Below are 26426 nucleotides of genomic sequence, written 5' to 3'. Positions count from 1 at the left end.
CCTCGATCCGACCATTGCGGAGTCTTCTCGTGAGCAAGCCATCCTTCTACAACCTGGCCTGGCGCTGGCATTTCTATGCCGGGCTGTTCGTCATTCCCTTCATGGTCCTGCTATCGCTGACCGGCATCGTGTATCTGTTCAAGCCGCAGCTGGACCAGTTGATGTACGCCGAGCTGCTCGAGGTGCAGCCGGCTGGCGTGGTGCTGTCCGCCGACCAGCAACTGGCGCGGCTGCAGCAGGCCCTGCCGCAGGTGCAGGTCAGTCAGTACTTGCCGCCGGAGTCCGCCGAGCGCAGCGCGCAGTTCGTCGCCCAGTTCGACGGGCGCAAGACCAATCTGTTCCTCGACCCCTACAGCGGCGCGCTGCTTGGCCAGCAGGATGCCGAGAACAACCTGCAGGCCATCGCCCGTGCCCTGCACGGCGAGCTGATGATCGGCCCGCTGGGCGACCGCCTGATCGAGCTGGCGGCTGGCTGGGGCATCGTCCTGGTGGTGTCCGGCCTGTACCTGTGGTGGCCGCGCGGGCAGGGCGGCGCCGGGGTGCTGTGGCCGCGCCTGGCGGCGCGCGGGCGTCTGTTCTGGCGTGACCTGCACGCGGTGAGCGGGTTCTGGGGCAGCGCGGTGCTGCTGTTCATGCTGCTCACCGGCATGACCTGGACCGGCTTCTGGGGCGCGCAGTTCGCCGGCGCCTGGAATCACTTCCCGGCGCAGATGTGGGACGCGGTGCCGCAGTCGGACCAGCTGGCGCGCAGCCTCAACAGCGCCTCCGGGCAGACCGTGGCCTGGGCGGTGGAGAACACCCCGCTGCCGCAGTCCGACCCGCATGCCGCGCACCACGGCCATGCCGCCGCCGCGCCGGCCACGGCCGAGCGTATCGGTCTGCAGCTGGTGGTCGACACGGCCAGCCGCCTTGGCGTTCATCCTGGCTACAGCGTGACCCTGCCAGGCGATGCCAAGGGCGTGTTCACTATCGCCATCTTCGCCGACGACCCGCGCAATGACGCGACTCTGCACCTGGACCAATACAGCGGCAAGGTGCTGGCAGACATTCGCTGGGCCGACTACGGCCTGGTGGCGCGGGCGGTGGAGAGCGGGGCGATGCTGCACGAGGGCAGGATGTTCGGCCTGGCCAACCAGTTGCTGATGCTCGCCGTGTGCCTGTTGATCCTGCTCGGCTCGCTCAGTGGCCTGCTGATGTGGTGGAAGCGCCGCCCGCAGGGGCGCTTCGGCGTGCCGCCACTGCGCCACGACCTGCCGCTGTGGAAGGGCGGGGTGGCGATCATGCTGGGCCTGGGGCTGCTGTTCCCTCTGGTGGGCGCGTCGCTGCTCCTGGCGCTGCTGCTGGAATGGATCGGCCAGCGCCTGACCCGGCGCGGGGCCGAGGCAGTCGCTGGCTGAGTGACCGGTGCTACGGCTGGGGGCTAGATCTCCTCGTGCAGGGACTGGTAGCGGCGTACCAGTTCCTCGCGGATTTCCCGCCGGCGCTGGGCCTGGCGGAAGCGCCGCTGTTCGTCGGCGCTCTGCGGCTGCAGCGGTGGCACCGGCTTGGGCTGGCCCTGTTCGTCCATCGCCACCATGGTGAAGAAGCAGCTGTTGCTGTGACGCACCGAGCGCTCGCGGATGTTCTCGGTGACCACCTTGATGCCGATCTCCATCGAGGTGCGCCCGGTGTAGTTGACCGAGGCGAGGAAGGTGACCAGCTCGCCGACATGTACCGGCTCGCGGAAGATCACCTGGTCCACCGACAGGGTCACCACGTAGCAACCGGCGTAGCGCGCGGCGCAGGCATAGGCGACTTCATCGAGGTACTTGAGCAGGGTGCCTCCATGCACGTTGCCGGAAAAGTTGGCCATGTCCGGGGTCATCAGGACCGTCATCGACAGGGTGTTGGTTTCGAAATCCATGGGTATCTCATAGGCAGTTTTTAGGGTGCTGGCGGTGCAGTTCCTGCGGGGTCTGCTGGTTGTTATAGATGCTGCCTGTTTACTTCGCTGTGCCAGCGCCGCCAGGCATGCAACTTTGCGGCCGCCGGCCGACAGGGTGGGGCCGAGGCGCTAAGCTGGGGCTTTTGCGCCAGGAGACCGACCATGCGAGCCCATTACCTGCCCCTGTTGCTGCTCCCTTTCGGCGCGCTCTGCACCGCCGCGCAGCAGAGTTGCGACAGCCCGGCCGCCTGCAACCAGGCCGGTACCGCCGCCTACCAGGCGGGACGCCATGCCGAGGCCATAGAGGCGTTCGAACGTCAGCTCAAGCAGGCCGAGCAGGCCGAGGACCGTGCCGCCCAGGAGCTGGCGCTGAACAATCTGATGCTGGCCAATCTCAAGGCCGGTCATGCCGGCATGGCCCGCGCCTGGCTGCAGGTGGCGCTGCGCAACGACTTCGACGGCGCGGCGACCCGCCACAACCTGGCCAAGGTGGGCGAGCGCGATGTGTCCGCGCTGTCCGCCGTGGTGGAGGGCGAGTATCGGCGCTATGCCGGCCAGGCAGCCTGGAGCACCCTGCAGATCCGCCGCGAGGGTACGGCCTACCGTGCTTCCTTCGCGCCGATACGGGCCGGCAGGGATATCGAGGAGTGGGGGCCGGCGGCCATCGGCGAACTGGACGGCCGCCTGAGTGGCGCGGGCGATTACTTCGAGCTGCAGGACGCCGGCCTGGCGGCCGAGTGCAAGGTGCAGCTGCTGCGCGACGGCATGCGCCTGCGCGTGCTGGAGGTGTTCGCCGATGCCTGCCAGGAGTACGGCGGTGCTGGCATCAGCGTGGCCGGCGAGTACTTCAAGGTGGAAGCACCCGCCGCCCGCTGATTCGCCTCAGGCGTGGGTCAGGTACCAGCGCCAATCCTGCTCGCCGACCTCGCCGACGAACTGGCGGAACTCTTCCCACTTGATCGCCAGGAAGATCTTCAGGAAGTCCTCGCCCAGGGCTTCCTTGGCCCAGGTCGATTGCTCCAGGTTGCGCAGCGCGGTCAGCCAGTCGGTCGGTAGCGTCTCGCGGGCCTGTTCGTAGCCGTTGCCGATGATGGCCTCGCCCGGATCGATCTGGTTCTTGATGCCGTGGTGGATGCCGGCGAGGATCGCCGCCGCCGCCAGGTAGGGGTTGGCGTCGGCGCCGCAGATGCGGTGCTCGACATGGCGACTCTTGGCCGGGCCGCCCGGTACGCGGAACGACACGGTGCGGTTGTTCACCCCCCAGCTCTTGGCCAGCGGCGCGTAGCTGTTGGCCTGGAAGCGCCGGTAGGAGTTGGCGTTGGGGCAGAAGATCGCCAGGGCGTCGTTGAGCGTGGCCATCATCCCGCCGATGGCGTGCTTGAGCAGCGGCGTGCCGTGTGGATCTTCGCTGGCCATCAAATTGTTGCCTTCGGCGTCGGCCAGGCTGACGTGCATATGCAGGCCGCTGCCGGCCAGGTCGCCGAACGGCTTGGCCATGAAGCAGGCCTGCAGCCCGTGCTTGTTGGCCACGCCCTTGACCAGGCGCTTGTAGCGCACGCCTTCGTCGACTGCCTGCAGGGCGTCGAAGCGGTGCTCCAGGGTCAGCTCGACCTGGCCCGGGGCGTATTCGGAGATCGCCGTGCGCACCGGCAGGCCCTGCACTTCGCAGGCGGCGTAGAGATCGTCGAGGAACGGCTGCAGCTGCTCCAGCTCGTACACGCCATACACCTGTGGCGCCTGCGGACGCACGCCGTTGGCCTGCAGCGCCGGTTGCGGACGGCCATTGGCGTCGCGCTGTTTATCCAGCAGGTAGAACTCCAGTTCCACCGCCATCACCGGGTGGTAGCCGTCGGCCTTGAGCGCGTCGATGGCGCGGGCCAGCACATGGCGTGGATCGCCGGGCGTGGCCGGTAGGCCCTGGGTCGGGTGCATGCTCACCTGCAGCTGGCCGGTCGGTACTGTGCGCCAGGGTTGCAGGGTCAGGCTGCCGGGGATCGGGTAGGTCCAGCAGTCGGCGTCGGCGACTTCCCAGACCAGACCGCTGGCCTCGACGTCTTCACCCTGGATGGTCAGCGAGAGGATCGAGCTGGGCAGCGGACGGCCGTTCTCGTAGATGGCCAGCAGTTCGTCGCGGTGCAGCAGCTTGCCGCGCGGGATGCCGTTGGCGTCGATCAGCATCAGCTCGATGCTACGGACTTCCGGGTGCTTGGCGAGGAAGTCGCGGGCTTCCTGGATATCGGCGAAGTTCATGGAGTCGTCTCGGTTATTCGCGGGCGCCGGGGATGGCCAGCAGCTCGGTAAGGGCCGTATCGAGCATGCCGATCAGCTTGTCCACATCCTCCGCCGTGGTGCTGGGGCAGCACAGGGTCATGTTGTGGAACGGGGTGATCAGGATGCCGCGGTTGATCAGGTACAGGTGCAGGGCCATCTGCAGTTCGTCGTGGAAGGCGGCCTCGGCCTCGGCGCCGGTCTTCGGTGACACCGGGCAGAACTGGAACTCACTGCGCGCGCCCAGCTCGGTGACCGACCACTGCAGGTTGTGCTTGCCGATCAGGCTGCGGAAGCCGTCGGCCAGGCGCTTGGCCAGCGGCAGCATGTGCGCGTAGGCCGCCGGGGTCATCACCTGTTCCAGGTTGGCGCGCATGCAGTGCATGGCCAGGGCGTTGGCCGACAGCGTGGTGCCCATGCCGCTGTGGCCGTGGCCATGGCTACCCGCGCTGGCGCGTTTGCGCGCCTCGGTCATGGCCTCGGCCATCGCTGCACTGCAGCCGAAGATGCCGCACGGCACACCGCCAGCGATCGGCTTGCCGACCACGAAGAAGTCCGGGTCGAGATCCCACAGTTTGGTGCAGCCGCCGATATCGGTGGAGATGGTGTGGGTCTCGTCGATGATCAGCAGTGCGCCGTATTTCCTGGTCAGCTCGCGGCACTTCTGCATGAAGCCCGGTTCGGGCAGGACCATGCCGATATTGGTCATCGCCGGCTCGCAGAGCAGAGCGCAGACGTCGCCTTTAGCCAGCGCGGCTTCCAGTGCGGCCACGTCGTTGAACGGGATCGAGCGGCTGTACTGAGTCAGGTCGTAGGCCTGGCCGACCAGGCCGGAGCGCGGCACGGTCTCGCCGTCGCGGTAGCGCACCATCACGTCGTCGACGGTGCCGTGGTAGCAGCCGTCGAACACCAGCAGGGTCTTGCGCTCGGTGATCGCCCGGGCCCAGCGCAGTACGTAGCGGTTGGAGTCGGTGGCGGTGGCGGTGACCTGCCAGAATGGCAGGCCGAAGCGTGCGGCCAGCAGCTCGCCGCAGACCACCGCGTCCTCGCCCGGCAGCATGGTGGTCAGGCCGTTGTTGCCCTGTTCGGCGATGGCCTTGGCGATCGGGTCCGGCGAGTGGCCGAACATGGTGCCAGTGTCGCCCAGGCAAAAGTCGATGTACTCGTGGCCGTCGACGTCATAGAAGCGCGCGCCCTTGGCGCGTTCGACGAACAGCGGCACCGGGGTCGACCAGTCGGCCATCCAGTGCATCGGCACGCCGCCGTACAGGGAGTTGCGCGCACGCTCGGCCAGGGCCACCGACTTCGGGTTGCGGGCGATGAAGCGCTCGCGCTCGCGGGCGGCGAAAGTCTCCACGGCGGACGGGCTGATACCACTGGCAGTCATGCTGAACACCTCGTTCGAATTTCTGCACATGCTATTTTGTGATCACAGAAATAGCAATGAGTGGTTTAATACTGCCTATTAGAGCTTTTTTGCCGTTTATGTGATCACAAAAGACAAGGTGCACTCTATGCGCGACTGTTCTCTGACCCTCAGCCAGCTCCCTGCGCCACCACGGGGACGCTGAACTTCATGGCCGACAATCTGCAGGAAACTCTCTACCAACGTATCCGCGAAAGCCTGCTCGAGGGGCGCTTCCAGCCCGGCGAGCGCCTGAAGATCCGCGACCTCGCCGCGCAGTGGGGCACCAGCCCGATGCCGGTACGCGCCGCGCTGCAGCGCCTGGTCGCCGAGGGCGCCCTGGAGGGCGAGCCGCAGCGCTCGGTGCGCGTGCCGGCGATGACCCGCGAGCGCTACCAGAACATCTTCCAGGTGCGCCTGGGCCTCGAAGGCCTGGCCGTGGAGCTGGCCACGCCCAACCTGACTCCCGCCGACATGGCCGAGCTGCGCGACTGTGTGGCGCGCATGGACGTGGCCATCGAGCAGCGCCAGATCCAGGACTACCTGGAGGCCAACAGCCGCTTCCACCTGCATCTCTACGGCGCCTGCGGCAACCCGATACTGCTGCGCTCGATCGAGTCGCTGTGGCTGCAGATCGGTCCGTTCTTCAACCGCCTGTTCACCGGCGCCGACCTGTCGCTGCGGCTCAACGACTTCCACGAGGAAGCCTTCGCCGCCATCGAGGCCGGCGATGCCAAGGCCGCGCGCAAGGCCATGGAGCAGGACCTGATCTACTTCGCCCGCTTCCTCCTCAACCTGCTGGAGCTGGAGGGCAGCCAGGCACGTAGCCGCTGAACGCTGCGCCGTCTCGCGGCGAGCGAGACGGCAGCCAATCCTGGCTTACACTGAAGCTTCCCCGGCTCCAGGAAGGCCAAGCACATGCAGGACTACAGCCAGCAGCGCTTTCTCATCGTCGACGACTTCTCCGACTTCCGCAGCTCGGTCAAGGCCATGCTGCGCGAGATGGGCGCGCGCGACGTGGACACCGCCGACCGCGGCGAGGAAGCCATCGCCATGTGCCGGCAGAAGCGCTACGACATCATCCTCCACGACTACAACCTGGGCGCCGGCAAGAACGGCCAGCAGGTGCTGGAGGAGCTGATCGCCGCACGGCTGATCAGCCACTTGTGCATCTTCGTCATGGTCACCGCCGAGAGCAGCCAGGCCATGGTGCTCAGCGCCCTGGAGCACGAGCCGGATGCCTACCTGACCAAGCCCTTCAACCGCGCCAGCCTGGCCCAGCGCCTGGACAAGCTGATGGAGCGCAAGGCCCTGCTCAAGCCGGTGCTGCAGGCGCTGGACAAGCAGGCCCCGGCCGACGTGCTGGCCGCCTGCGACCGCCTCAGCCAGCAGGACAAGCGCCTGCTACCGCTGTGCCAGCGCTACAAGGCCGGCGCCCTGCGCACGCTGGGGCGCGGCGAGGAGCTGGAGCGTCTGCTCAACGCCGTGCTGGCCGAGCGCGCCATCCCCTGGGCCTACCAGGCCCTGGGCGCGCAGCTGCAGGCGCGTGGCGAGCACGTGCATGCGCGTCAGCTGTACGAGAAGGCGCTGCAGACCTTTCCCATGCAGCCCGGCCTTTACGACGGCCTAGCCGCAGTGCTGGAAGCCCAGGGCGAGGCCAAGCGCGCCCAGGAAATCCTCGAGGACGCCGTGCGCTTGTCGCCCCTGGCCATCCGCCGCCAGGCCCAGCTGGGCAAGCTGGCGCTGCGCAACGAGGACTTCAGCGGCGCTTCCAAGGCTTTCCGCAGCGCGGTGGAGCAGGGCAAGAACTCGCGCTTCAAGAGTGCGGAGAACTACCTGAGCCTGAGCCAGGCGCTGATCTCCGGCGCCGGCGAGGAGACCCTGGACAAGCGCGCCCAGGCCGAGATCAACCAGACCCTGGCCGAGCTGGACAACCAGTTCGGCCAGGACAAGGTGCTGCAGGTGCGCGCGCGGCTGATGCAGGCCAGCAGCCTGCACAAGTCCGGCGACGCGGCGCGGGCCAACCAGCTGGCCGCGCAGGCGGTGGCCGAGATGGCGCAGCTCGGCGAGTTCTTCTGTGCCGACGCTGCCCTGGCCGTGGCCAGCCAGCTCAAGCAGCTGGGCCAGGCCGAGGCGGGCGAGGGTGTGCTGAAGAGCTGCGTGGAAATCTATGGCGACGACCCGGCGGTGCTGCAGGGCGTGGCCAAGCTGACCAACGATCCGGCCATCCTCAGCAGCGCCAAGGAGGCGGTGGAGCTCAACCGCCAGGGCGTGCGTGCCTACCAGCTGAGCCGCTTCGCCGATGCCCTGGAGCTGTTCCGCCGGGCGCTGGTGCTGCAGCCGAAGAACATCAGCATCGCCCTCAACACCGCCCAGTCGCTGCAGCGCCTGAGTGGTGAGGAGGCCTCGGACGCGCTCACCGAGGAGTGCCGCGCGTGCCTCGACGCGGTGCGCATGATCCCCCACGACGATGCGCGCTATGAGCGTTACCAGCAGCTGCGGCGCCGGGCCTTCGACGAATGAGCGGGCTGGATTTCTCCACGGTGATTGCCTCCACCGTGCACGACATGAAGAACTCCCTGGCCATGCTCGGCCAGGCCCACGCGCAGTGGCTGGCACAGCTGCCGGCGGAGCTGCAGGACGGCCCGCAGCGCGGGGTGATCGAGTACGAGTTCGCCCGCCTCAACGGCATGCTGGTGCAGCTGCTCGGCCTGTACAAACTGGGCGTCAACCAGCTGCCGCTGCGCCCCGGTTATCAGGAGGTGGAGGACTTCCTGCAGGCCCAGCTGGCTCGCCACGACGAGGTGCTGCATAGCCGGGGCATCGCCGGCCGCTGCGAGGTGGAGACCTTCGACCTGATGGGCTTCTTCGACCAGGAGCTGCTCGGCTCGGTGGTGGCCAACATCATCGCCAACTCGATCCGCTATGCGCGCAGCTCCTTGCTGCTGAGCGCCTACGAAGAGAACGGCGAGCTGCTGCTGAGCATCAACGACGACGGCGCCGGTTATCCACAGGCGATGCTCGACCATCAGGGCGACTACGTGCTCGGCCTCAACCAGAGCAGCGGCAGCACCGGCCTCGGTCTGTACTTCGCCGCGCGCATCGCCGAGCTGCACGAGCGCCAGGGCCGGCGCGGGCGCATCGAGCTGCGCAACGGCGGGCCGCTGGGCGGGGGCGAATTTCGCATATACCTACCCTGAGTGGATGTACGCCGATCCCCGCAGCATCGCGCCGGTTAGCTTCTTTTAGCCTCACTATCCCGAATCAATATAAGCGCGCCTTGGCCATGCCGGCGCCATGTACTAGCGTGCCTCTTGTGCTTCGGTCCCCGACCGGGACCGCCACCGGGCATGGAAGTCTCCGGCCGTGGCCCATGCCCTCGACAAGAAGAACAAGACGAGGACGTGCCCATGAAGTCTGCCCTGCTGGCCTGCTGCGTATCCGCGGCGGCGCTGCTCACCACCACGCCTGCCCATGCCGAACTGGGCGACTACAGCGTCTGGAAGACCCTGCTCAACCTCACCTCGCCGCCGCCGGCGGACAACACGGTCACCGCCGAACAGGGCCTCGGCCCGTACCCGCTGCTGAACAACCCGGGCGGTTTCAACTCGGGCTTCAAACCTGGCAACTACTACGGCTGGCAGGCCATCCAGCTGGCGCCGCAGACCGGCGCGGTGTGCGGCAACGGCTCGCCCTACAAGTTCTTCGTCAACCGCGTGCCGAACACCACCAACACCATCATCTACCTGGAAGGCGGCGGCGCCTGCTGGGACTACGCCAGCTGCACCGGACAGACCGGCATCCGTGGTGCGCGCAACCCGGACGGCATCCCCGACGACTACATGGGCCTGCTCAACCCCGGCGCCAGCCTGGTCAGTCCGCTGGTGGTGCGCCTGCACCCCTGGACGCGGACCAAGACGCAGAACTGGAACATGATCTACGTGCCCTACTGCACCGGCGACATCTACTCCGGCGACAAGGTGGCGGTGTACAACGACCCGCAGAACCAGAAGCCGCCGCTGGTGTGGCACCACAACGGCATGCGCAACACCCGCGCCGTGGTGGCCTGGCTGAAGAACAACCTGCCACGCCCGGCCCAGCTGCTCACCACCGGCTGCAGCGCCGGCGGCGCCGGCAGCCTGACCAACTACGTGGGTATCCGCCAGGATATGGCGCCGACCCGTGGCTTCCTGCTCGACGACTCCGGCCCGGTGTTCAGCGCACCGCCCGGCAGCGACATCAGCCAGTACCCGTCGCGACCGCTGCAGGACTACATTCGCGCGGCCTGGGGTATCAACGATGGTCCGGTGGCCTACCTGCAGAGCCGCCTGCCGGGGCTCAATGGCAGCGACTTGGGCAGCCTGTACACGGCGCTGTCGACCAACCTGCCGGGTGATCGCCTCGGCCACACGCACTTCTGGCAGGACCTCAACTACTCGTCCTACTCCTACGAGCGCTTCCATCCGGACATTATCAACGCCCCGGACGCCGCCACCAAGGAGGCACTGATCCACGCCAAGTGGGCGGTGGACACCGGCCGCCTGCGCGGCCAACTGGCCAACCTGAGCAACTTCGGCGGCTACTTCCCGCAGTACCGCGCGGTGAACGAGAGCCACTGCACCAGCATCATCGAGTTCGCCAACTCGGATGTGCAGGAGCAGAACCTGCAGCTGGATAACTTCGTCAACAACCTGCTGGAGGGCAACGGCGCGGTGCTGTCGGCGTCGGAGAGCAGCCCGGCGGCGGACAAGGCCAAGCCGTTCAACCTGCTCTACTACATCCTCGACCAGCTGCTCTGAGAGCAGACTCTTGGGCTACTGATACGCCTGCTCCCGCGCCTCCTGCAGGCGCTGGCGCAGGTACTGGTCGCGGCTGAGGCCGTCGGGGATGCTGTCCATGGCCATGACTTCCTCGACGATGCGTTTCTCGTCGGACTTGTAGCGGTTGAAGCGCGCATCGGGCGCCTTGGCCTGTGCCTCACGCGCCGCGCTCAACGCCTGGTAGCGGGACACCAGCGCATCGGCGCGGGCCTTCTGCGCTTCCTCGTCGCCGCCCTCGGCCTGGGCCAGGCCGACCTGCAGCAACAGTGCCTCGCTCAGCGCCAGTTCACCGGCCGCCTCGCGCCGGTCGATCTCCTTGGCCAGCGCCGCGGCACGCTGGCGCCGCTCGGCCTCGCTCAGTTCGGCGGCGCCTTTGACGAAGCTCTGGTAATCGCCGGCGAACTGCAGGCGCGCCTGGTAGCCCTGCACGGCGGGGTCGTCCTGCAGCGCCTGGCGGCTAGCGGGGGTGGGCTCGGTGGTGGTCATGTTGGCGGTGCTGCTCGGTGTCGGCGCTACCGAGCTTGGCTGGTCGCCCGGCGTGCTCGCGGAGCCGGCCAGGCCCAGCCATAACCCACCGCCGATGGCGAGGGCGGCGAGGCCGCTGATGAGCAGACGGGTCTTGATGCTGGCCATGTCCTGGTCTTGTGCAGAGGTGTCGTCTGCCAGTTAAGTCCAGGAGCGGTGCAGCGGCCAGCGTGGCGGCAGGCTCAGCTCTCCAGCCAGACGTCGCGGCACCAGTGCCAGACCGAGTCCCAGCTCTCGTCGGTCAGCTCGCCTTCGTCGCCGTCCCACAGCCACACGGTGCCTTCGACGTCCACCGCGTAGTAGTCGCGGCCGTCCTGGCACAGCGGCACCAGGTCGCGCGGCAGGCCGCGGTCCCAGGCTACCGAGGCGACTTCCGGCAGGTAGGTGTGCGATTGCGGGTCGCTGGCGGTGACCGGCTCCAGGCGGCCGTAGACCACGTCACTGACCTTGAGCAGGTACTCGCGCAGTTCGAACGGCAGGTGGATGAGGATCTGCTCCTGGATCTCCACCAGGGTTTCCTCTTCCGGCAGCTCCAGGGGTACCGGCACCGTCTCGTTGAGTTCGCGCAGCTGATCGATGACTTCTTCCACGGTACGTCTCCAGGCAAAAACGGATTCGGCTAGAGGGTAGCCGATCGGAGGCGCGTTTTACCCTGTGCGCCGGGCGAGGGGAAGTCCGGACAAAAAGAAACCCGGGCGAGCCCGGGTTTCTTTGCTGCGAGGGGGACTACATCAGGCGTTTGCCGTCCTCGCGGGTGACTACCACGGTGGCCGAGCGCGGGCGGCGGCCCGGGCCGTCCGGCCAGGCGCTGAGCAGGTTGGTGGCGGTGGAGCCTTCGCCCGGGTGCTGGATGTTGACGAACAGGGTGCAGAAGTCCGGCGTGGCGCTGATGCCGGTGATCTCCGCGCCGAGCGGGCCGGTGAGGAAGCGCTTGACCTGGCCGGTGCGCGGGTCGGCCACCAGCATCTGGTTGTGACCGAACGGGCCGCTGGAGAGCTGGCTGCCGCTCATGTCGGTCTGGATCCACAGGCGGCCGTCCGGGTCGAACCACAGGCCGTCCGGGCTGGCCAGGATGTTGCTGGCGTCCAGCGCCGCGCCGTTGGGGCCGCGGCTGTCGCTCTGCGGGCCGGCGAGCAGGAAGATGTCCCAGTTGAAGCGCTTGCCGGCGTGGTCGCGCTGGTTCTCGCGCCAGCGGATGATGTGCCCGTAGGGGTTGGCGGCACGCGGGTTGGCGGCGTCGGCGACGGTGCGCGAGCTGTTGTTGGTGAGGGTGAAGTAGACCTCGCCATTGTCCGGATTGACCGCGCCCCATTCCGGACGGTCCATCTTGGTGGCGCCGACGATATCGGCGGCCAGGCGGGTGTTGATCAGCACTTCGCCCTGGTCGGCGAAGCTCACCCCGGCCTTGGCGCATGCTGCGCGGAAGGCCCTGTCCTTGATGTCCAGGGCCAGCCAGTCACCGCTGCCGTCGGCGTTGAAGCGCGCCACGTAGAGGGTGCCGTCGTCGAGCAGGCGGCCGGGCTGGCGCAGCAGTGGCAGGTACTTGCTGCGGCTGACGTACTTGTAGACGTACTCGTTCTGCGAATCGTCGCCGGAATAGCACACCAGCGGGCGACCAATCTGCACCGGGGCGAAGATCAGACCCTCGTGGGCGAAGCGGCCGAGGGCGCTGTGCTTGACCGGGGTGGAGGTCGGGTCGAAGGGGTCGATCTCGACGATCCAGCCGAACTGGTTGGGCTCGTTGCGGTAGTCGCCCGTGGCATCGGCGGCCTTGCGGGTGGCATCGAAGCGCTCGAACTCGTCGCCGGCCAGGGTCTCCCAGCCGAAGCGGCTGGCGTTGCGCAGGCCATAGCGTTGCAGCTCGCGCGGCAGGCTGGCGTCCTGGGTGGCGAAGTAGCCGGCCCAGTTCTCCTCGCAGGTCAGGTAGGTGCCCCAGGGCGTGAAGCCGTTGGCGCAGTTGTTCTGCGTGCCGCGAGTGGCGGTGCCATCCGGGCTGTGGCGGGTGCGCAGCAGGGCGTGGCCGCGCGCCGGGCCGACCATCTGCATCGGCGTGGCGGCGGTGATGCGGCGGTTGTAGCGGCCGGGCACCACCTGCCAGTCGCCGAAGCGGTCGCGACGGATCTCGACGATGGTCACGCCGTGGGCGTTGATTTCCTTGCGCACTTCATCGGGCTTGGTGCGCTTGCCGCTCACCGTGGTCGGGCCGTTGGGGTGCAGCAGCGGCGCGTCGATGTACTCGTTGTTGAACACCAGCAGGCCGTGGTTGGAGCGGCGACCGCCGCCATGGCGGCCGTCGATGGGGAAGAAGTGCATGCCGTCGTGGTGCATGCCGACCTGCTCGGCCTGGTCCTGGGCGCTGTTGCTGGCGTCCTCGAGGAAGGCCGGCAGGCGCCCGCTGATCGGCGTGCCCCAGGGCAGGATGACGCTGGCCTGGTAGCCGGCCGGCACGTTGATGCTGTCGGTGCGGCTCACCGGGATGGCCTCGAAGGGCAGGCGCTGGCGCTTGCCCCAGCCGTGCTTGGCGCCCTTGGCGCTCTGCTCGGCGGCCTCGGCCACCTGCGGCAGCACGCCGAGGAAGCCGAGCGCGCCGACCGCCGCACCACCGGCGAGGATCTGCCGGCGGCGCTGGTCGATCAGCTCGCTCATGTGCGGGTTGGCGGAATGGTTGCTGGGGAGTTCGTCACCGCTGCCAAACAGCACGGCGTCGTGGTCATCAAGGCTCATCGTTCGGATCCTTCTGCGGAGGAGTTGCGACGGAGTCATGACGCTAGAGCTGTATGACGACGGAACGATGACGCTTGTGTGGCGAATCGGTGGGGTGCGAGGTGGTTAACGTTTCTGCCGCTGCGCCGCGCCGCCCATCAGGCGCGCGTCGAGCAGGGCGTGGTGGGGGATGTCGGCTTCAGCCAGGTCACGCAGCAGGTCGATGTCCTCGCGGCAGCGGATATTCCCGGGCAGTTCGCCGAGTAGCTCCAGCAGCAATGGCCAGTCCCAGGCCAGGGCGTCGCTGACGATTTCCACCTCGTCGTAGCCGGCGAGGAAGCTGCGCAGTTCCAGGCTGGCCTCGGCGCGGCTGCGCCCGTGGCGGGGCAGGTCCAGCTGTGGCAGGACGATCTGATGGACGAACTCGGAGCAGTCGTCCGGGCTCCATCCATCATTCAGCTCGACATAGAACTCGGCGCCGGCCGGGTCGACCAGGGCCAGGCTGATCAGCCGGCAGTCGGCGGTGAGATTGGTGAATTCGGTATCGAGGAACAGGGTGGTCATGCTGCGGCTCGGTGAGGGCGGTAGCGCCACTCTAGCAGCCGAGCAGGCACAAAAAACCCGGGCATGGCCCGGGTTCTTCGTTACGCGCGAGGCATCAGCCGTTCTGGCGGATACCGGCGACCAGCCACGGCTGGTTGTCGCCATTGGCGCGCTCCATGCGCCAGCTTTCGCTGAACGCGTCGCCCTGGTCGAAGCGCGAGCTCTTGGCCACGCCACGGAAGGTCAGGGTGGCGACGGTCTTGTCGGCCAGCTCGTCGATGCCGTCCAGCTGCACGCTGAGGTCATCGACGTAGGTGGACTGGTAGCCCTCGCCCATGCTGGCGCGCTCTTCCTTGAGGAAGCTGAGCATCTGCGGGGTGACGAACTCGGCGATCTTGTCCATCTCCGCGGCGTCCCAGTGCTGCTGCAGGGCCAGGAAGTGGGTGCGGCCGGCCTCGATGAAGCGCTGCTCGTCGAACCAGGCGGGGGCGTTGATGGTGGCCGGCGCGGCGCTCGGTGCGGCGCTGCCGAAGATCGGCGCCTGCTGTTGCGGCATTTCGCGCTGCATGCCACCGGCCATGGCCGGGCGGCCCTGCTGCTGGCGACGGGCGGCGAACAGCTTGAAGATGACGAAGGCGATCAGGCCGAGGATCAGGAAGTCGAGGAACTGGAAGCCCTCGAAGCCGTCACCCATGAACATGGAGGCGAGCAGGCCACCGGCGGCGATGCCGGCCAGCGGGCCCAGCCAGCGCGAGGCGCCACTGGCGGCGGCAGGGCGGGCGGCGCCGTTCATGCTGTTGGCGGCAGCCGGCTGGTTGGCCTTGGGCGCTTCCATCTGACGAGACTGGTGGGTCGGCGCGGAACCGAAGGATTTGCCCCCGCCCATGCGCTTGGCCGCGCTGGCTTCGAGGCTGAGGGTCAGGCCCAGGCACAGGGCCAGGGCGATGCTGAGAAAACGCTGCATGTGGGAAGGTCCCGCTTGAGGTTAGGGTTCGCGCGCCATGCTGCCGCAGTGTTGGGACCCTGGCCAGCCGCAGAATGTTTCCGGATTTATGTACGCGCCTGTCCGTTTACCCGGCGGCTAGCGCAACAGCCAGCCCAGCGGCCCACCGCGCAGCTGGCGGCGCAGCAGGGCGCGCAGGTCGGCATCGTGCTCCTCGGGGTGGCGCAGCCAGTGGATGAAGGTGCGCAGGAACACCGCGCTGAGCAGGCTCTCCTCGGCCACCCGCGCCAGGTGCAGGCTCTGCCGCCGCGCCGCCTCGCGCCACCATTGCACGGTACGGCTGACCCGTAGCAGGGCACCGGCCTGCAGGTGGATATGGCCGGGCTCCAGCTTGTACAGCAGCATCTGCCCGGTCAGCGCGCGGTGTGCGGCCATGCCCCCGAGCCAGGCCACCAGCAGCTCCTCCAGGCGCTTGCCGGCATCCAGCGCGAGGAGGTCGGCCGCCCTGGCCCGTTCGAACAGCGCCGCATCGGCGCGATCCAGCCAGGCCTCGACCAGATCATCCTTCTGTCGGTAGTGACGGGCGATGGCACCCAGGTCGCAACCCAGGGCTGCGGCCACGTCATGCAGGTGCAGGCGTTCCCAGCCGCAGGTTTCGGCCAGGTCGAGGGCGCTATCGAGGATCGTGTCGGCGGAAGGCGTCGAGCGGGGCATGCGGAGTACCTCCGCTCGACAGTATGGTCAGCCAGCCCGGCCGGATGCGCCGGGCTGACGGGCGGGGCTAGAGCGCTTCCAGCTTGGCGTAGGCCAGCATCAGCCACTTGCTGCCTTCGCTGGCGAAGTTGACCTGCACCCGGGCCTGGGCGCCGCTGCCCTCGAAGTTGAGGATCACGCCCTCGCCGAACAGCGCATGGCGCACCGCCTGGCCGAGGCTGAAGGGCGTCTCCGGCACGGCCGCCCCGGCGAACATCGAGCCGCCGCTCATGCTGCGGCTCGGCGCCGAGTAGGGGCGGCTGACGCTGTTGCTCAGGCGTACTTCCTGAATCAGCGCCGGCGGAATCTCGCGGACGAAGCGCGAGACCTTGTTGTAGGTCTCGCTGCCGTACAGGCGGCGGGTCTCGGCGTAGGTCAGCACCAGGTTCTGCATGGCGCGGGTCACGCCGACATAGGCCAGGCGGCGCTCTTCCTCGAGACGGCCGGGCTCTTCCAGGCTCATCTTGTGCGGGAACAGGCCTTCCTCCATGCCGACCAGGAACACCAGAGGGAACTCCAGGCCCTTGGCGCTGTGCAGGGTCATCAGCTGCACGCAGTCCTCGTGCTCCTCGGCCTGGCTGTCGCCGGCCTCCAGGGAGGCGTGGGTAAGGAAGGCGGCCAGCGGGGACAGCTCGTCCTCTTCGTTCTCGAAGTTGCGCGCGGCGCTGACCAGTTCCTCCAGGTTCTCCACCCGAGCCTGGGCCTTCTCGCCTTTCTCAGCCTGGTGCCAGGCGATCAGCCCGCTCTGCTCGATGACGGTCTGGGTCATCAGGTGCAGCGGCATGTCCAGCACCTTGGCGGCCAGGTTCTCGACCAGTTCGACGAAGCCGGTCAGCGCCGTGGCGGCGCGGCCGGTGAGGCCCTTGTTGGCGATCAGCTGCTGCATCGCCGCCCACATCGACAGGTCGGCGTGGCGGGCGTGCTCGCGGATCGCCTCGACGGTCTTCTCGCCGACGCCGCGGGTCGGCACGTTGATCACCCGCTCCAGGGCGGCGTCGTTGTGGCGGCCGTCGAGCAGGCGCAGGTAGGCCACGGCGTTCTTGATCTCGGCGCGCTCGAAGAAGCGCTGGCCGCCGTAGATGCGGTAGGGAATCTTCTCGCGCAGCAGGCCCTCTTCCAGCACCCGCGACTGGGCGTTGGAGCGGTAGAGAATGGCGATCTCGCTGCGCTTGAGACCGTCCTTGCGCAGGGCCGCCTCGATCGACTCGACCACGTAGCGGGCCTCGTCGTGTTCGTTGAAGGCGGCGTACAGGCTGATCGGCTCGCCGTCGCTGCCGTCGGTCCACAGCTCCTTGCCCAGGCGCCCGTTGTTGTTGGCGATCAGGGCGTTGGCAGCCTTGAGGATGCCGGCGGTGGAGCGGTAGTTCTGCTCCAGGCGGATCAGCTGGCTGTCCGGGAAGTCGCTGGAGAACTGCTGGATGTTCTCGATCCGCGCGCCGCGCCAGCCATAGATCGACTGGTCGTCGTCGCCCACCACCATCAGGGTCTCGCCACCCTTGGCCAGCAGGCGCAGCCAGGCGTACTGCACGGCGTTGGTGTCCTGGAACTCGTCGACCAGGATGTGGCGGAAGCGCTTCTGGTAGTGCGCCAGCAGGTCCGGCTTGTCGCGCCACAGGTCCAGGGCGCGCAGCAGCAGCTCGGCGAAGTCGATGACCCCGGCGCGGGCGCAGGCGGCCTCGTAGGCCGCGTAGATCTTCAGCATGGTGGCGAGGAACAGGTCGCCGCCGGGCTGGATGTTCTGTGGGCGCATGCCCTCGTCTTTCTGCCCGTTGATGAACCACTGGGCCTGCTTGGCCGGCCAGCGCTGTTCATCCAGGCCCAGCTCGCGGATCACCCGCTTGACCAGGCGCTGCTGGTCGTCGGAGTCGAGGATCTGGAAGTTCTCGGCCAGGCCGGCTTCCTGCCAGTGCGCGCGCAGCAGACGGTGGGCCAGGCCGTGGAAGGTGCCGACCCACATGCCGGCGGGGCTCATGCCGAGCATCTGCTCGATGCGTTGGCGCATCTCCGCCGCGGCCTTGTTGGTGAAGGTCACCGACAGGATCGAGTAGGGCGAGGCATTGAGGAACTGGATCAGGTAGGCGATGCGGTGCACCAGCACGCGGGTCTTGCCCGAGCCGGCGCCGGCCAGCACCAGCTGGCGGCCGAGCGGGGCGGCCACGGCCTGGCATTGCGCATCGTTGAGGGAGGCGAGGAGGAGTTCTGGGTCGAAAGAGGCGGGAGTGTTCTGCATCGCGGCATTCTACGGGCCGGGTAGGGGAGCGGCAAACCGCGGGCGGACGGGCTGGCAGTCTCAGTGAACATTCGTTCGCCTTTTGTCGCCGCGCGCTGTTAAAAAGCCATCATCGGGCTTGGGAAAGCCGCTCTAGCTCGGGTATGCTCGGGCAAAGTCAGGCATCCCATTACAAGAAAATCGCCTATGACACAGTCTCTTCGGGGGGCCTCCGCCGGCACGGTGGTGGAGGAGTCGCGCGCCATCCGTCAGCAGTTCGCCACCGAAATCGCGGTGGAGCGAACCCGCTTGCTGTATCAGGGCTCCCAGGTTCCCACCTTATTCATGCTGCTTGGCGGCCTGGTCTGCGCCGGACTGCTCTGGCAACCGCAACAGAGCCTGCTGCTGGCCGGCTGGCTGGTGTGGGTGGTGCTGCTGGCGGTGCTGCGGCTGATCCAGATGGCCGCCTTCAACAGCGCGCTGCCGTCGCGCCAGGCCAACCCGCACTGGCATCGTATGTTCCTGGTCGGTGCCGGCCTGTCCGGCCTGACCCTGGCGTTCGCCGCGATCTACCTGGTGCCGGCCGACCGCTTCCTGCTGCAGGTCATCGTCTATGGCCTGATCGCTGCTTCCATTCTTTCCGCCAGCGTCGCCTACGCGGTCAGTCGCCCGGCCTTCCTGGCCTTCGCCTTGCCCTGTCTGCTGCCATCGGTGGCCTACCTGCTGGTCAGCGACAACGCCAGCCAGCAGGGCTGGGGCGCGCTCGGCCTGCTGATGCTGCTGAGCCTGTGCGTGGTGGCATGGCAGGTCAATCGCCTGGTGCAGAACAGCCTGCTGCGGCGCTTCCAGAACCAGGCGCTGATCGAGCGCCTGGAGCATGCCCGGCAGAGCGCCGAGGGGCTCAACCAGGAGCTGGCCCGCGAGGTCGAGCAGCGTCGCCGCGCCGAGCGCGAGCTGCGCCATGCCCATGACGAACTGGAGGTGCGCGTGGCCCAGCGCACCCTGGAGCTGGACGATACCAGCCATGCCCTGGGCAAGAGCGAGACGCGCCTGGCCCTGGCCCTGGAGGCCAGCGAACTGGGCCTTTGGGACTGGGACCTGAGTACCGACGAGGTGCACCACAGCCACCTGGAGAGCATCTTCGGCATCCGCCAGGAGGAGGTGAAGGGCGTGCTCAGCCACCTCAAGCCGCGCCTGCATCCGGATGACCTGCCGTTGCTGCGCCGGGCCCTGGTCGAGCATCTCAAGGGCCGCACCGAGGACTACTGCGTGGAATACCGCGTGCGCCACGCGGACGGCCGCTGGCGCTGGGTCGAGGACCGCGGCCGCGCTGTCGAGCGCGACGAGCAGGGTCGGGTGTTGCGCATGCTCGGCACCCGCCGCGACGTGACCGAACGCAAGCGCATGGACGAGGAACAGCGCCTGGCCGCCACGGTGTTCGAGGCCTCCGGCGAGGGCATCGTGATCCTCGATGCCGACTATCTGCTGCTGTCGGTCAACCAGGCCTTCAGCGACGTCACCGGCTACCGCAAGGAAGAGGTGCTCGGGCGCAGCGTGGCGACGCTGATCAGCAGCCGTGACACCCGCCGCCAGTACCAGCTGATTCGCCAGGAACTGGCCCAGCACGGCAGCTGGCGCGGCGAACTGGTGGAGACGCGCAAGAACGGCGAGCTCTACCCGCAGTGGCTGCAACTCAACGTGGTGCGCGACGGCCGCGGTCGGGTCAATCACATCGTCGGCTTCTTCTCCGACCTGTCGCAGCGCCGGCAGACCGAGGAGCGCCTGCGCTACCTGTCGCACTACGACGAACTCACCGGCCTGGCCAACCGCAGCCTGTTCCGCGAGCGCCTGCACGAGGTCTGCGAGCGCGCGCGCCAGGAAGGCTCGCGCCTGGCCCTGCTGCACGTCGACCTGGACCGCTTCAAGCTGCTCAACGACAGCCTCGGCCACGAAGTGGCCGACCAGTTGCTGCGGCAGATGTCGCGCCGCATCAACCAGAGCGTACCGGAGGCGCACACCGTGGCGCGCCTGGCCGGCGACGAGTTCGCCCTGCTGCTCGACGACTACGGCAGCCTGTCGAGCCTGGCGCGCACCGCCAGCCGCCTGCTGAGCAAGCTGCGCACGCCGATGATGGTGGGCGGCCACGAGCTGGTGGTGAGTGCCTCGGTCGGCATCAGCCTGCTGCCGGACAACGCCCGCGAACTCTCGGCGCTGATCAGCCAGGCCGGTATGGCCATGCAGCACGCCAAGCACCTGGGTGGCAACACCTTCCAGTTCTATACCGACAACCTGCAGGCCTGCACCCTGGAGCGCCTGCAGCTGGAGACCCAGCTACGCAAGGGCATCGAGGATGGCCAGCTCGAGGTGTTCTACCAGCCCAAGCTGTGCCTGGCCGATGACAGCCTCAACGCCGCCGAGGCGCTGGTGCGCTGGCGCCATCCGGAGCTGGGCCTGGTCGCGCCCGGCGAGTTCATCCCGCTGGCCGAGGAGACCGGGCTGATCGCGCCGATCGGCGAATTCGTCCTGCGCCAGGCCTGCCTGCAGGCCCGTGAGTGGCAGCGCCAGGGCCTGGCCGACCTGCGCGTGTCGGTCAATCTGTCGGTACATCAGCTGCGCCAGGGCAACCTGGTCGCGCTGGTGCGCCAGGTGCTCGACGAGACCGGGCTGCCGCCGCGCCTGCTCGAACTGGAGCTGACCGAGAGCCAGCTGCTGGACAACGTCGAGAACGTCATCGCCACCTTCCAGCAATTGCGCGACCTGGGCGTGAAGCTGGCGATCGACGACTTCGGTACCGGCTACTCGTCGCTGAGCTACCTCAAGCGCTTCCCGGTGGACTACGTGAAGATCGACCAGACCTTCGTCCGCGACCTCTCCACCAATGGCGAGGATGCGGCGATCACCCGCGCGATCATCGCCATGGCCCACGGCCTGGAGCTCAAGGTGGTGGCCGAGGGCGTCGAGACCCAGGCGCAGATGGATTTCCTCAAGGCGCAGCGCTGCGACGAGATCCAGGGCTACCTGATCAGCCCGCCGGTACCGGCAGAGCGCTTCGCCGAGCTGCTGCGGGCGCAGGCCGAGATGTACTGATCAGCCGTTCCAGCGCCCCGGAGCGTAGGAGAACACCGGCAGCGACCAGTGCCAGCGGATCGCGGCCAGACGCAGGGCCAGGCCGACGGCGAACGAGGCCAGCAGGTTGAGGTCCTCGTCCACGCCGAGGTGGCGCAGGCCCAGATAGAGCAGGGCGACCAGCAGCGAGACGCTGGCGTACAGCTCGTGGCGCAGCACCTGGGGCAGGCGGTTGCACAGGATGTCGCGCAGGATGCCGCCGAACACGCCGGTGATCACCCCGGCCATCACCACTACCGGCAGGGCGTAGTCGAGGCCCAGGGCGACGTTGCAGCCGATCACGGTGAAGGCGATCAGGCCCATGGCATCGAGCACCAGGAACAGCCGGCGCAGGTGGTGCATGAAGCGCGCAATCAGCATGGTGAACAGGCCGGCGCAGATGGTCAGGTAGATGTAGCCGGGGTGCTGGGTCCAGCCCACCGGGAAGTTACCCAGCAGGATGTCGCGCACGGTGCCGCCGCCGAGGGCGGTGATGAAGGCGATGAGGGCGACGCCGAACAGGTCCATGTTGCGTTTGCCGGCGGCGAGCGCGCCGGACATGGCTTCGGCGGTGATGGCGATCAGATAGACGTAGAGCAGCACACAGAACTCCTGTGTCAGGTGCCTCTCCCCCTGTCCTCTGTACCTGAGAGTTTACGCGGCGTGGCCGCTTGCCCCTTCGGTGGGTCGCTCGTGGCGACCGCTCTCCAGTCGGCTAAATCGGAATCTCGCAGTGCTGGGCCTGAGCGATCATGGGAGTTTGCGCCTTCGGCGGAGGGGCTCGCGGCCCCTCGCTCTCCTGCGAGGGCGCGCAGTATAGGCAGGTGCGCCGCTCAGGCCAACTGGCGCAGCAGCAGGGCGTGGTCGAGCGCGATGTCCGCCGGCAGCGGCAGGTAGACGATGTGGCCGTCGCCCGGCGCGGCACTGGTGCGCTCGCCGCTGGCTTTCTCCAGCGCGCCGAGGAGGAAGCCGAGGTTGCCGCGCGGGGTCATCAGCTCCAAATGGTCGCCGAGCTCGAAGCGGTTCTTCACCCGCACCTCGGCCAGCTCGCCGCGGCGCACGCCGGTGAACTCGCCGACGAAATGCTGGCGCTCGGATAGCGAGCTGCCGCGCTCGTAGTTCTGGTACTCGTCATGCACGTGGCGACGCAGGAAGCCCTCGGTGTAGCCGCGGTTGGCCAGCGAATCGAGGTCATCCAGCAGGCGCCTGTCGAAGGGCCGGCCGGCCACCGCGTCGTCGATCGCCCGGCGATAGGCCTGGGCGCTGCGTGCCACGTAGAAGTGGCTCTTGGTACGCCCCTCGATCTTCAGCGAATGCACGCCCATGGCCACCAGGCGCTCGACGTGCTGGATGGCGCGCAGGTCCTTGGAGTTCATGATGTAAGTGCCGTGCTCGTCCTCGAAAGCCTCCATCGGCTCACCGGGGCGACCTTCCTCCTCCAGCAGGAACACGCGCTCGGTGGCGGGGCCTTCGCCGAGGGTCGGCTGGCAGCTGCGTACGATGCCGCCCAGCTCGTTCTCCTGGCCTTCCTGGGCCTGGTATTTCCAGCGGCAGGCGTTGGTGCAGGTACCCTGGTTGGGGTCGCGCTTGTTGAGGTAGCCGGAGAGCAGACAGCGCCCCGAATAGGCCATGCACAGGGCGCCATGGACGAACACTTCCAGTTCCATACCGGGCACCTGCTGGCGGATCTCGGCGATTTCCTCCAGGCCCAGCTCGCGCGACAGGATCACTCGGCTCAGCCCCTGGCGCCGCCAGAACTCCACACTGGCCCAGTTCACCGCGTTGGCCTGCACCGACAGGTGCACCTGCATCTGCGGGAAGTGCTCGCGTACCAGCATGATCAGCCCCGGGTCGGACATGATCAGCGCATCCGGACCCATGGCCGCCACCGGCTCCAGGTCCCTGAGGAAGGTCTTCAGTTTGGCATTGTGCGGAGCGATGTTGACCACCACGTAGAAGCGCTTGCCCTGGGCATGCGCCTCGGCGATGCCGATGGCCAGGTTGGCATGGTCGAACTCGTTGTTGCGCACCCGCAGGCTGTAGCGTGGTTGCCCGGCATACACCGCGTCGGCGCCATAGGCGAAGGCATGGCGCATGGCCTTGAGGGTGCCGGCGGGGCAGAGCAGTTCGGGGGCTTGCAACGGGGACATGGCGGCACGGGCATCTGCAAAAGGGCGCAAATGGTGCCCGCTAGCACGTCGCCGGGTGTTGATCCAGCGCAGCCCTCAGCGCGATGGCGAGCGCATCAGCCAGAGCACGCCGAGTACCAGCGCCAGTCCCAGCAATAGTTTGGCGAAGAAGAACAGCACGTCGACGCTCCCGCTGACCTGGCCGCCGCCCGTCACGGCTCCGGCGACGCCGGCCCCACCGAGCAGGAAGCAGAGGATCGACAGGGCGAGTACGACGAGTGCACCGAGCAGCAGGTTGTTCATGATTCCATCCTTGGAAGTGTTGGTTTGGCTAGTAAGTAATGGTCTTGGACGACTTGCCGATGAGGGCCGCCAGCTTTGTTAGAAATTCGTTCTCATCGAGGAAGCCTTGGTGAGGGCCGAGGCCACTGCCTGCGGAACCTGCCACCAGGGATAGTCGCGCGGGGTTGGAGGCGCGGTGGTTGTGATGCTCAGGGTCTGGCCGTTGACCAATAGGTGATCAAATATCGGTAGCAGCTCATTCGATGCATCGCCCAGGTGGCGCAGGATTGGCAGTAAGTGGCTGCCGTCCCAATGGCGGAAGAACACCTCGGCACCATCGGGCATCAGCACTTGGGTCAGGCTGCGCAGGTGGTCGAGTACCGAGCTCGGCTCATGGAAGGAGAGGGCCAGCCAACCCCAGTCCCGGTTGGGGACCTCGTCCACCCAGTCGAGGAAGCTGCTGCCGGAGTCCAGCTCGCCCAGATAGGGCATGACTTCCTGCCAGCCGGCGTAGGGCGTGTCGCCCCAGATCGGCTGTGGCAGGCAGGCGCTGTCTTGCTGGTAGTAGGCCTGCAGCGGATTGGCTTCGCTGGCGTTGCCCATCACTACATAGAGGCGCTGACCTTCCCGCCACTCCGCCTCCAGCCAATCTCGGACCGAGATCGCTTCAGATGGCACAGGCGCCTCCCTTGCACTTCTCGCATTCCTCGCAGAAGGGCGCGTTGCGCTTGAGCGTCTGGATCTGCGCCGGGGTCAACAGGGCGCCTGCCTTGTCGGCATCGGCCTGCATAAGTGCACCCGGCCGCAGGATGGCGATGCCGCTACCCGCACCCGGCGCACCGCTGGAGTTCATCTTGATGGTGGCGCCGCTGAGGGTGACGCCACTGGGGTCGAGTTTGAGCCAGCTGCCGCCGCCCTTGGCGGTGAGCTCCATGCCGGCGTCGATGATTACCTTGCTGCCGGCGTAGTAGTGGATCTCGCTGCCCGCCTCGACAAACTGCCCCGTCCCCAGCTTCACATGCTGGTTGGTGGCCACGGTGAGGTGGTCGTTGGCGCGGATCTCGGTCTTGCGGTCGAGGTGGGTGGTGCGGTGTTCCTCGGCCTTGAGCTCGGTGTAGCTGTTGGCCTCCACCGTGTCGTGGCGCTCGTGGCCGATGCGGATCTTCTGGTCGTTCTCGACATTCTCGTCCCAGTCCTTCTGGGCGTGGATGTATATCTGCTCCTGGCCCTTGCGGTCTTCGATGCGCAGCTCGTTGTAGCCACCACCGCCCGGGCTGCTCAGGGTCTTGAATACCGTGCGGGTCTTGTTGGCTGGCAGGTCGTACGGAACGACGTGTTCCTTGTGGTACAGGCAGCCGGTGACCAGAGGCTGGTCGGGATCGCCTTCGAGGAAAGTGACCAGCACTTCCATGCCGATGCGTGGGATGGCGATGCCGCCGTAGCGGTCGCCGGCCCAGCTTGAGCTGACGCGCAGCCAACAGCTGGTGGTGTCGTCGGCCTGGCCTTCGCGGTCCCAGTGGAACTGCACCTTCACCCGACCGTACTGGTCGCAGTGGATCTCTTCGCCCTTGGGCCCGGTGACCACGGCGCTCTGGCTGCCGAGGATGCGCGGTTTGGGGTGGGCCAGCGGCGGCCGCCAGGGGGTGTTCCAGGGGGTGGCGCTGAAGCGGTTGCGGTAGCCCTGGTTGAAGCCGTCGTCGGCTTGTCCTGCTTCCTTGCGGCCGCCGAGGAAGCTGGTGATGGATTCTTCCAGCACCTGCGGCTGCTTGCCCTCGTGGTGGATCTCGTTGAGCAGCCACAGCTGGTTCCAGTCCGCGCGCGGGTGGGCGGACAGATTGAGGAAATGGCCTGTGCGCAGCAGCGGCTGATCGCTCTCGCCTTCGGCCAGCTGATGGTCGCTGCGATGGCGCTCCAGTGCACGTTGGCTCAGGTGCTTGCCGCGTGTGCGCTCGGTGAAGCGGCCGGGGTAGTCGTAGTCTTCCAGGTCCGGCTTGGCCTCACCCTTGTGCGCGGCTTCCAGCTGCAGGCGCGGCTTCTCGAAGTCGTAGTCGCGGCGGGTGACGCGGCTGGTGCGGGTGGCCAGGCGCAGGGCGAAGCGCTTGATCACCGGCTCGTCCGCCACCAGGCCGGAGTCCTGCTGGTAGGCGGTGGTAGCAAGCTTGGGAAAACCGGTCTGGTCGTCGCCAAACACCAGCACATGGCCATCGGGCGTGTGCTGGAAGTGGTAATGGATGCCTTCTTCCTCGCACAGGCGCTGGATGAAGTGCAGGTCGGATTCGTCGTACTGCACGCAGTAGTCGCGAGCCGGATACGTACCGCCCAGCTGGAAGCGCTGACCACTGCCTTCGAGGACGCCGTGGTCGCTCAGTACCTGGGCGACGATCTGCGGCACCGTGAGGTGCTGGAAGATGCGCTGATTAACCCGGTGGCCGAGCCAGGCCAGCTGCGGGCGCAGGGTCAGGTGATAGCGGGTCAGGCGTTGGCCGGAATCGCCCTGGGCGCAGGCATGGACCTGGGCGTGGATGCCGTTGCCCTGCGCATCCAGGGTGAGAAAGGCCGGCTGGCCGAGCAGCGTGTCCAACTCCAGGTCCGGACGCTGGCTGACCAGCGTGACCTCGAACACGAAGGGCTGGCTGAGTACCTCGTGGCCGGTGAACTCAAGCACCTGAAAATCGTGCTCGACGCCGGGCAGGCTCAGGCTGAAATGCGTCTGGTTGGCGGGGGCGAACATCCGTTGTTCCTTCTGCCGAAAGGGCATCGGCCAGGAGGCCTGGCCGATGGGCCAGCTCGCGTACCTGCGAGCCTGGGCATTGTCGG

At 67.5% G+C, this 26426-nt stretch carries 22 protein-coding genes and 2 riboswitches; of the genes, 7 read left to right on the top strand and 15 right to left on the bottom strand.

Annotation, left to right across the window (positions count from 1 at the left end):
* The first annotated feature begins 29 nt into the window (after window positions 1–29).
* A complete protein-coding gene (locus tag PTT45_RS18570; protein WP_273815322.1) occupies window positions 30–1397 on the top strand; it encodes a PepSY-associated TM helix domain-containing protein in 1368 nt (455 codons plus the stop codon).
* A gap of 23 nt (window positions 1398–1420) precedes the next feature.
* Here PTT45_RS18570 and PTT45_RS18565 read toward each other — a convergent pair whose 3' ends face one another.
* Window positions 1421–1903: an acyl-CoA thioesterase gene (locus PTT45_RS18565; protein ID WP_273815320.1), complete on the bottom strand. Its 483-nt coding sequence runs from the start codon at window positions 1901–1903 to the stop codon at window positions 1421–1423.
* Window positions 1904–2086: 183 nt separating this feature from the next.
* Here PTT45_RS18565 and PTT45_RS18560 point away from each other — a divergent pair, with 183 nt between their 5' ends.
* Window positions 2087–2800: a tetratricopeptide repeat protein gene (locus PTT45_RS18560; protein WP_273815318.1), complete on the top strand. Its 714-nt coding sequence runs from the start codon at window positions 2087–2089 to the stop codon at window positions 2798–2800.
* A 6-nt stretch (window positions 2801–2806) separates the two neighbouring features.
* Here the strand turns inward: PTT45_RS18560 and PTT45_RS18555 are convergent, their stop codons facing one another.
* Window positions 2807–4174, bottom strand: coding sequence for a glutamine synthetase family protein (locus PTT45_RS18555; RefSeq protein WP_273815317.1), 1368 nt, complete (start codon window positions 4172–4174; stop codon window positions 2807–2809).
* A 13-nt stretch (window positions 4175–4187) separates the two neighbouring features.
* Window positions 4188–5579 (bottom strand): aspartate aminotransferase family protein, encoded by a 1392-nt coding sequence (locus PTT45_RS18550; RefSeq protein ID WP_273815315.1) that lies wholly within the window; start codon window positions 5577–5579, stop codon window positions 4188–4190.
* Between the two features lie 189 nt (window positions 5580–5768).
* On the opposite strand from PTT45_RS18550, the gene PTT45_RS18545 reads away from it, so the two are divergent.
* The 4 genes from PTT45_RS18545 (at window position 5769) to PTT45_RS18530 (ending at window position 10396) form a co-directional block, all read left to right on the top strand.
* A complete protein-coding gene (locus tag PTT45_RS18545) occupies window positions 5769–6431 on the top strand; it encodes a GntR family transcriptional regulator (protein ID WP_273815313.1) in 663 nt (220 codons plus the stop codon).
* 84 nt (window positions 6432–6515) lie between these two features.
* Window positions 6516–8120 (top strand): response regulator, encoded by a 1605-nt coding sequence (locus PTT45_RS18540; protein WP_273815312.1) that lies wholly within the window; start codon window positions 6516–6518, stop codon window positions 8118–8120.
* Window positions 8117–8797, top strand: coding sequence for a sensor histidine kinase (locus tag PTT45_RS18535; RefSeq protein WP_273815310.1), 681 nt, complete (start codon window positions 8117–8119; stop codon window positions 8795–8797). The genes PTT45_RS18540 and PTT45_RS18535 overlap by 4 nt, the downstream gene beginning before the upstream one ends.
* A gap of 210 nt (window positions 8798–9007) precedes the next feature.
* Window positions 9008–10396: a pectin acetylesterase-family hydrolase gene (locus PTT45_RS18530; RefSeq protein WP_273815308.1), complete on the top strand. Its 1389-nt coding sequence runs from the start codon at window positions 9008–9010 to the stop codon at window positions 10394–10396.
* A gap of 15 nt (window positions 10397–10411) precedes the next feature.
* Here PTT45_RS18530 and PTT45_RS18525 read toward each other — a convergent pair whose 3' ends face one another.
* The 7 genes from PTT45_RS18525 to uvrD form a co-directional block, all read right to left on the bottom strand.
* Window positions 10412–11050, bottom strand: a complete 639-nt coding sequence (locus PTT45_RS18525) for a hypothetical protein (RefSeq protein ID WP_273815306.1) — start codon at window positions 11048–11050, stop codon at window positions 10412–10414.
* Window positions 11051–11124: 74 nt separating this feature from the next.
* Window positions 11125–11532: an SMI1/KNR4 family protein gene (locus PTT45_RS18520; protein ID WP_273815304.1), complete on the bottom strand. Its 408-nt coding sequence runs from the start codon at window positions 11530–11532 to the stop codon at window positions 11125–11127.
* Window positions 11533–11668: 136 nt separating this feature from the next.
* On the bottom strand, window positions 11669–13666 hold the full coding sequence (locus PTT45_RS18515) for a PhoX family protein (RefSeq protein WP_273815303.1): 1998 nt from the start codon (window positions 13664–13666) through the stop codon (window positions 11669–11671).
* Window positions 13667–13771: 105 nt separating this feature from the next.
* Window positions 13772–14209: a 3'-5' exoribonuclease gene (locus tag PTT45_RS18510; protein WP_273815301.1), complete on the bottom strand. Its 438-nt coding sequence runs from the start codon at window positions 14207–14209 to the stop codon at window positions 13772–13774.
* 94 nt (window positions 14210–14303) lie between these two features.
* Window positions 14304–15152, bottom strand: coding sequence for a Tim44 domain-containing protein (locus tag PTT45_RS18505; protein ID WP_273815298.1), 849 nt, complete (start codon window positions 15150–15152; stop codon window positions 14304–14306).
* 117 nt (window positions 15153–15269) lie between these two features.
* Entirely contained in the window at window positions 15270–15845 is a 576-nt protein-coding gene (locus tag PTT45_RS18500) for a TetR/AcrR family transcriptional regulator (protein WP_273815297.1), read from the bottom strand.
* A 67-nt stretch (window positions 15846–15912) separates the two neighbouring features.
* Window positions 15913–18114, bottom strand: coding sequence for a DNA helicase II (gene uvrD, locus PTT45_RS18495; protein WP_273815295.1), 2202 nt, complete (start codon window positions 18112–18114; stop codon window positions 15913–15915).
* 186 nt (window positions 18115–18300) lie between these two features.
* Between uvrD and PTT45_RS18490 the strand changes: the two genes are divergently transcribed.
* Window positions 18301–21180 carry an EAL domain-containing protein gene (locus tag PTT45_RS18490; RefSeq protein ID WP_273815294.1) on the top strand — a complete coding sequence of 960 codons (2880 nt, stop codon included), beginning with the start codon at window positions 18301–18303 and terminating at the stop codon, window positions 21178–21180.
* Here the strand turns inward: PTT45_RS18490 and PTT45_RS18485 are convergent, their stop codons facing one another.
* The 5 genes from PTT45_RS18485 to PTT45_RS18465 form a co-directional block, all read right to left on the bottom strand.
* Window positions 21181–21801, bottom strand: coding sequence for a trimeric intracellular cation channel family protein (locus PTT45_RS18485; RefSeq protein ID WP_273815293.1), 621 nt, complete (start codon window positions 21799–21801; stop codon window positions 21181–21183).
* 20 nt (window positions 21802–21821) lie between these two features.
* Window positions 21822–21919, bottom strand: a riboswitch (glycine riboswitch).
* Window positions 21920–22010, bottom strand: a riboswitch (glycine riboswitch). It lies immediately after the preceding riboswitch.
* A 21-nt stretch (window positions 22011–22031) separates the two neighbouring features.
* Window positions 22032–23348: a prephenate-dependent tRNA uridine(34) hydroxylase TrhP gene (gene trhP / locus PTT45_RS18480; RefSeq protein WP_273815291.1), complete on the bottom strand. Its 1317-nt coding sequence runs from the start codon at window positions 23346–23348 to the stop codon at window positions 22032–22034.
* A gap of 75 nt (window positions 23349–23423) precedes the next feature.
* Complete coding sequence (locus tag PTT45_RS18475; RefSeq protein ID WP_273815289.1) at window positions 23424–23630, bottom strand: hypothetical protein; 207 nt, start codon at window positions 23628–23630, stop codon at window positions 23424–23426.
* Window positions 23631–23708: 78 nt separating this feature from the next.
* On the bottom strand, window positions 23709–24287 hold the full coding sequence (locus PTT45_RS18470) for a DUF4123 domain-containing protein (protein ID WP_273815287.1): 579 nt from the start codon (window positions 24285–24287) through the stop codon (window positions 23709–23711).
* Window positions 24277–26340 carry a type VI secretion system Vgr family protein gene (locus PTT45_RS18465; RefSeq protein ID WP_273815284.1) on the bottom strand — a complete coding sequence of 688 codons (2064 nt, stop codon included), beginning with the start codon at window positions 26338–26340 and terminating at the stop codon, window positions 24277–24279. Before PTT45_RS18465 ends, PTT45_RS18470 begins: the two co-directional genes overlap by 11 nt.
* Window positions 26341–26426: the final 86 nt, after the last annotated feature.

Origin of the sequence: Pseudomonas sp. Gutcm_11s, assembly GCF_028649395.1 — a bacterium.
Classification (GTDB): domain Bacteria; phylum Pseudomonadota; class Gammaproteobacteria; order Pseudomonadales; family Pseudomonadaceae; genus Aquipseudomonas.
This window is presented reverse-complemented; position numbering and strand designations above follow the sequence as displayed.

Coding starts and splice junctions, on each gene's coding strand:
- PTT45_RS18535 (WP_273815310.1), top strand. CDS start 8,117: ATGAGCGGGCTGGATTTCTCCACGGTGATTGCCTCCACCGTGCACGAC.
- PTT45_RS18515 (WP_273815303.1), bottom strand. CDS start 13,666: ATGAGCCTTGATGACCACGACGCCGTGCTGTTTGGCAGCGGTGACGAA.
- PTT45_RS18555 (WP_273815317.1), bottom strand. CDS start 4,174: ATGAACTTCGCCGATATCCAGGAAGCCCGCGACTTCCTCGCCAAGCAC.
- PTT45_RS18540 (WP_273815312.1), top strand. CDS start 6,516: ATGCAGGACTACAGCCAGCAGCGCTTTCTCATCGTCGACGACTTCTCC.
- PTT45_RS18560 (WP_273815318.1), top strand. CDS start 2,087: ATGCGAGCCCATTACCTGCCCCTGTTGCTGCTCCCTTTCGGCGCGCTC.
- PTT45_RS18490 (WP_273815294.1), top strand. CDS start 18,301: ATGACACAGTCTCTTCGGGGGGCCTCCGCCGGCACGGTGGTGGAGGAG.
- uvrD (WP_273815295.1), bottom strand. CDS start 18,114: ATGCAGAACACTCCCGCCTCTTTCGACCCAGAACTCCTCCTCGCCTCC.
- PTT45_RS18550 (WP_273815315.1), bottom strand. CDS start 5,579: ATGACTGCCAGTGGTATCAGCCCGTCCGCCGTGGAGACTTTCGCCGCC.
- PTT45_RS18500 (WP_273815297.1), bottom strand. CDS start 15,845: ATGCCCCGCTCGACGCCTTCCGCCGACACGATCCTCGATAGCGCCCTC.
- PTT45_RS18565 (WP_273815320.1), bottom strand. CDS start 1,903: ATGGATTTCGAAACCAACACCCTGTCGATGACGGTCCTGATGACCCCG.
- PTT45_RS18545 (WP_273815313.1), top strand. CDS start 5,769: ATGGCCGACAATCTGCAGGAAACTCTCTACCAACGTATCCGCGAAAGC.
- PTT45_RS18510 (WP_273815301.1), bottom strand. CDS start 14,209: ATGACCACCCTGTTCCTCGATACCGAATTCACCAATCTCACCGCCGAC.
- PTT45_RS18475 (WP_273815289.1), bottom strand. CDS start 23,630: ATGAACAACCTGCTGCTCGGTGCACTCGTCGTACTCGCCCTGTCGATC.
- PTT45_RS18505 (WP_273815298.1), bottom strand. CDS start 15,152: ATGCAGCGTTTTCTCAGCATCGCCCTGGCCCTGTGCCTGGGCCTGACC.
- trhP (WP_273815291.1), bottom strand. CDS start 23,348: ATGTCCCCGTTGCAAGCCCCCGAACTGCTCTGCCCCGCCGGCACCCTC.
- PTT45_RS18465 (WP_273815284.1), bottom strand. CDS start 26,340: ATGTTCGCCCCCGCCAACCAGACGCATTTCAGCCTGAGCCTGCCCGGC.
- PTT45_RS18525 (WP_273815306.1), bottom strand. CDS start 11,050: ATGGCCAGCATCAAGACCCGTCTGCTCATCAGCGGCCTCGCCGCCCTC.
- PTT45_RS18530 (WP_273815308.1), top strand. CDS start 9,008: ATGAAGTCTGCCCTGCTGGCCTGCTGCGTATCCGCGGCGGCGCTGCTC.